Below are 5,594 nucleotides of genomic sequence, written 5' to 3'. Positions count from 1 at the left end.
TTTTAAAACGTTTACTAAATTCAATCGCATTTATTCCTTTGAACATAACTAAATAATTTAGAATAAAAATACTAATTTAATTAGTTAAAAACAAACTCTATATTTGAAATGTGAACGTTCTACTTAAACCTATAAATTTATTTTAAAGTAGTCCGCTCGCTCATTTTGGAAAAAGTGAAGGTAGAAAAGTGTTGTTAACTTTGCCTTAACCCAGCTCTGCTGATGACAAACCACTTTCAAATAAATTACTTCTTCGGGGTCAACACTGAACCGGGAATGGTTTAAAAAATATGAAGCTTTACTGTACTGAAATTATCAGCTGCAATCATTGATAATTCAGGCGGAGGCGAAAAGAAAAAATCTAAAATGTATGAGAGGTTGTAGTAAAAAAGCAGCAGCAATTTTCGTTTCAAATTTTGGCAACAGGAAATCAATGCTGTCTTATTAAATTCAGATTTAATTGAAAATCACAAATAAATTATTTGTTTGGCAATTTGGTTGCCACAGGTTTAATAAAAGAAAATTACATTAGAAATAAAGAAGCGCAATTGATTGTGATACCACCGGTAAAGGACTGGTAGATTTAATAATTTCAGGCTGGTAAGCCAATGCCGGCATTGGGAACGACAGACAACAGGAAATAGACCTGCAGCTATTTTGCCTCCCGATCGGTGGCTGATTTTTATTATTATCAACAGCAGCTGAAATACCGGCCCTGGAAGTAGAAATAGAAGCCAGTCTTAAATTTTCTGTATTGTAGCAATCTATCATTAACTTGGGCAAACATTTTTAAATTGCTCAAAATCGATTGCTATCATGAATAAAATTGCTACTTTTTTATTGTCTTCCCTATTAATAAACTCCGGAGTTTTTGCCCAGTTAAGTAAAGACAACCTGACTGTGGTAAAAACAGTGAACGGAAAACTTGAAGGAACGAATGAATCGGGAGTTATGGTTTTTAGGGGAGTTCCATTTGCCGCACCACCCGTTGGTAATTTTCGATGGAGAGAACCACAACCTTTAAAGAACTGGACCGGTATTCGCACATCAGATAAATTTGGTGCCCAGGCTATGCAATTGAATGTATTTGGAGATATGAACTTTCGCTCAAATGGTATGAGCGAAGATTGCTTATACCTGAACATCTGGACACCTGCAAAAATCAGTATAGAAAGACTGCCTGTACTGGTCTATTTTTATGGCGGAGGATTTATTGCCGGAGATGGATCAGAACCGAGGTACGATGGCGAAGGCATGGCCCGGCATGGCGTAATTGCCATTACAGTAAATTACAGGCTGGGTGTATTTGGATTCTTCTCTTACCCTGAACTGACCAAAGAATCACCCCATCATGCATCAGGCAATTATGGATTACTTGACCAGGCGGCTGCATTAAAATGGGTGCAACAAAATATTGCTGCTTTCGGCGGCGACCCAAAAAAAATAACCATCGCAGGAGAGTCTGCCGGATCGTTTTCTGTGAGTGCCCAAATGGCCTCCCCTTTGTCTAAAAATATTATTGCGGGTGCCATCGGCGAAAGTGGATCATTGCTTAATCTAACGCCCACTGCTAGTTTGCAGCAGGCTGAAAAATCAGGAACCGATTTTGGAGAAAAGATTGGCAAAAAATCACTGGCAGCTTTACGTGCTATGCCAGCAGGTGAATTGCTAAAAGCCACTGCAAATTTGGTTCATGGAAGTTTTCCTGTTAATGTGGATGGTTACTTCTTTCCAAAATCACCGCTTAAAATTTTTGAAGCCGGTCAACAGGCTTCCGTGCCCTTGCTAGTAGGATGGAATTCACAGGAAATGGATTATAAGGCGATATTGGGTTCCAATGCGCCTACTGTTGAAAACTATACAAAATCCGTTCAAAAATTATATGGCGACAATGCGGAAGAAGCTTTAAAAGTTTATCATGCTGCTACCGATGAAGACGTGATAGCGACGGCTACAAACCTTGCGAGTGACAGGTTTATTGCTTTTAGCACCTGGAAATGGAGTGATGTACATAGCAAAACCGGGGGCACACCGGTTTACCGCTATCTTTTTGAAAGACCACGGCCAGGCATGCGCCCCGAAATGGGCAATGCAGTTGCTGGTTTGGCAGGTGGTACAACAAAAGATAACAATGCAGAAAAAGCACCTGCAACATCAGCAGCAACTGGTGCAGTGCATTCCGCAGAAATTGAATATGCTTTGGGAAACCTGCCTACAAACCGGGTGTACGACTGGCAGGCCGAAGATTATCAGGTGTCTGCTGTAATGCAGCTATTCTTTGCCAACTTTATTAAAACGGGAAATCCAAATGGCGCGGGTGTACCTTTATGGCCTAAGTTAGCCATCAATAAAACAGCAGCAGTAATGCATATTAATGTTGATACCAAAGCTAAGCCTGAGCAACATGGAGATCGATATATATTCATGGATAAGCTTACTAAAAAATAAAAAATATTTTCTAAAATTCTGTTTGTAGAACACAGATACTATTTAATAGCCAAGGTTAATACTTAACATTGATTACCCTGCTGACTCGTAAACTCAGCAGGCAATTTTCTCATTTCAATCCAGGCGTGTTAGTGAGGAGGAGCCTTTCCTTTGCAGACTTAATTATCAGCCAATTGTTTTTAAACGCATTAAAAATCTTAGGTTTTTTTAACGAAAATTTGCGGGATGATAAGCTACTGCACTATCAATAAACCGACTAATAAGAAGAGGTTGCTGCAAAGGAAAAGTATTTCGGAATAGACTAAAAAGAAAGTGATTTTTATGTTAGCTGGGTCTTGTTTAATAGTACACTGACCCTGTGCCAAATATAACTACCAGGCAGCCATGCTGGCTAAAAAAGCAGGCTACCGTTGCAGCAGTTTGCCCGGCAGCATTATAAGGCTTTTTAGCAAATTAAATATGCCGTCCACAGCTATGCCGAGTAATCTAAATGGAAACGTGAGTATCCAAAAAATGGGATACAAGAGCAAAGCCAAAATAGCCAGCGGCCAACAAAATATAAACAAAATGAACCAGGCAATGAATGTAAACATATCTAAAGTTAAACACTGCTAAAACATTTCCCAAACTGAATTACATAAATGGTAAAAAAAAGTACCGTATTCCTGGCAATATCCTTTTCGATGGTTTTGCTGGCACAACAACGTTCCTTTCGTTGGCGCTATAAAATATTGGTCAGCAATTGGCAATATCTGTAGCCTTCATCAGGCCGGTTGTGGGTTTGCAAAGACGAAAAATCGGTATCATTTACTTAATTGGTTTTAATTAAAGTAGGTTTCCTTGATTGTAAGGAGGATTGAAAAAGTACAACACTTACTGGTTAAAAGTATTTTATACTATTTGCTGTTGAGGCTGGAGTTTTTTACCTGACACTACGATGTGTGCTGCTCCCCATATCACTACAAACAACTTTACTGTTGTTGCCTTTAGCTATTAGTCAGAACAGGCAATACAGGCGTTTTGTATTGGCAGCATATTTTATTTTACTGACAACAGTGGCTTAAAATATAGTTTAGCTACTTTTAGTTGTCGCATGGTAAAGACTATGGCGGGTGAAAGACACCTGCCACGGGAGCAAAACTATTATTGGTTCAATTGAAATTGTCAAATACCCATTACCAGATTTTTATCCTGTCTTTCTCTGCTACATACATCTTATCACCCGGCTGAATATTGAATGCCTTGTAAAAATAAGGCATGTTCATCAACGGACCATTTACACGCCACATCGGCGGTGAGTGTGGGTTATTGTTTATCCAGTAACGCAGATACGCATCTTTCATCTTCACCCGCCAAATATGTGCAATGGATATGCAAAACCGTTGATCGGGTGTAAAGCCATCAATCTGTGTTGAGTCGTGTCCCTGTGGTGTCATTTTAAAAGCATCGTAGGCAATGGATACACCACCAATATCTGCTGTATTTTCTCCAAGGGTTAAGGCACCTTTTACATGTACTGTATCCAGCACCGTAAATGTATTGTACAGGTTTACCACCTGTTGCGTTTTTGCTTTAAACCTGGCATAATCATCTTTCGTCCACCAGTTTGTAACGTTGCCATTTTTATCAAACTGTGCACCCTGGTCATCAAAAGCATGCGTCATTTCATGGCCAATCACCATACCAATGCCGCCGTAGTTCAAGGCATCATCTGCCGCATCGTTAAAATAAGGCGATTGCAAAATAGCTGCCGGAAATACAATTTCATTGGCTGCCGGATTGTAATAAGCCGTAACAGTGGAGGGTGTAGTAAACCATTCAGACCTATCAACTGCTTTGCCTAACTTCTGCAGCTGGTGCTGGTAATTATTACTGGCGGCTGATACAACGTTTTCGAAGTAGGTATTGCTGTCAATGTGCACTTGCTTATAGTCTCTCCATTTGGCAGGATAGCCTATTTTTTTTGTGATGGCAAATAATTTTTCTTTTGCTTTTTGTTTGGTGCTGTCGCTCATCCAGTCAAGATGGTCTATTCTTACCGCGAATGCTTTCTGTAAATTATTCACCAGTTCAAGCGCCCGTTTCCTTGCATCTTCCGTAAAATATTTCTTTACATACAATTGGCCCAGGGCTTCTCCCAACGATTGATCTACTGCATCCGCCATTATTTCGCCCCTTGCTTTTTGTACGGCCTGGCCTTGCACTACTTTGGTATACTCAAATGCCGCATCTCCAAAAGGCTTGCTTAGCTGGTGGGCATAGGCAGTTAAGGTATTTGCTTTTAAATACACTTCCCAGTCAGGTATTGGTATGGTGGTAAGCAGGGTATTTAATTGATCATAATAAGCTGTTTGGGCAACATCTATAGAATCCGTTTTTACGCCCAACCCATTCAATACATTTAACCATCCAATATTGGGTTGCCTTTTTAAAAGCATCGTTACCGGCATTTTGTTGTAATTGGCATTCACATCCCGTAGTTCAATATTCGTTTTATGAGAGGCGGCCATTTGTTTTTCTATCCCATATACCAACGTTGCATTTTTTTGTGCAGTGGCAGTATCAGCTCCGGTTAAAGTAAATAAATTGGTAAGGTATTTTTTATACGCAGCTTGTATGGCCACAGTGGAAGTATCGGTTTTAAAATAATAGTCTCTGTCTGGCATACCAATGCCGGTTTGGTAAATATGTGCAATATTAAGACTGCTATTTTTATTATCCGGTCCAACCCCAAAAGCCAATAAAGATCCATTGTTTGCTTCAAGACCTTTTGCCACAAACCTCATCAGGGATGCCACATCGTGTATGCTGTCAATGGCTATTAGCATTGATTTTAGGGGATCATAACCACGTTTGTTGATGGTGGCTGTATCCATTCCAGAAGCATAAAAATCACCCAGCTGCTGCTCAATACTGCCGGTGGCATTAGTAGCTTTTGAAACACTATCGAGTATCCCTTGCAACCGCAGCCGCTGCGGATAATTCATAAACATGTATGCACCCACACCCGACTGCGAAGGTGGTATCTGCGCTGTATCGTTCCATTTGTTATTGATGTATAAAAAGAAATTATCACCGGGTTTTTTAGTGGAGTCTATGCCCTGAATAGCGATATACTTTTTGTCAGCAACCTGGTTGCATGCAGC

Annotated in this window: 3 protein-coding genes; 1 reads left to right on the top strand and 2 read right to left on the bottom strand. The window is 40.1% G+C overall.

The genetic code is table 11. The features are described 5' to 3' along the window. Positions 1-528: 528 nt before the first annotated feature. Entirely contained in the window at positions 529-771 is a 243-nt protein-coding gene (locus tag H7254_RS09030; RefSeq protein ID WP_301932661.1) for a hypothetical protein, read from the bottom strand. A 45-nt stretch (positions 772-816) separates the two neighbouring features. Here H7254_RS09030 and H7254_RS09025 point away from each other — a divergent pair, with 45 nt between their 5' ends. Then, a complete protein-coding gene (locus tag H7254_RS09025; RefSeq protein WP_301932660.1) occupies positions 817-2,448 on the top strand; it encodes a carboxylesterase/lipase family protein in 1,632 nt (543 codons plus the stop codon). A 1,175-nt stretch (positions 2,449-3,623) separates the two neighbouring features. Here the strand turns inward: H7254_RS09025 and H7254_RS09020 are convergent. Continuing rightward, positions 3,624-5,594, bottom strand: a 1,971-nt coding sequence (locus H7254_RS09020) for a M13 family metallopeptidase (protein ID WP_301932659.1), incomplete at its 5' end; no start/stop codon positions are given.

Origin of the sequence: Ferruginibacter sp. (genome assembly GCF_014377975.1) — a bacterium.
Classification (GTDB): domain Bacteria; phylum Bacteroidota; class Bacteroidia; order Chitinophagales; family Chitinophagaceae; genus Ferruginibacter.
This window is presented reverse-complemented; position numbering and strand designations above follow the sequence as displayed.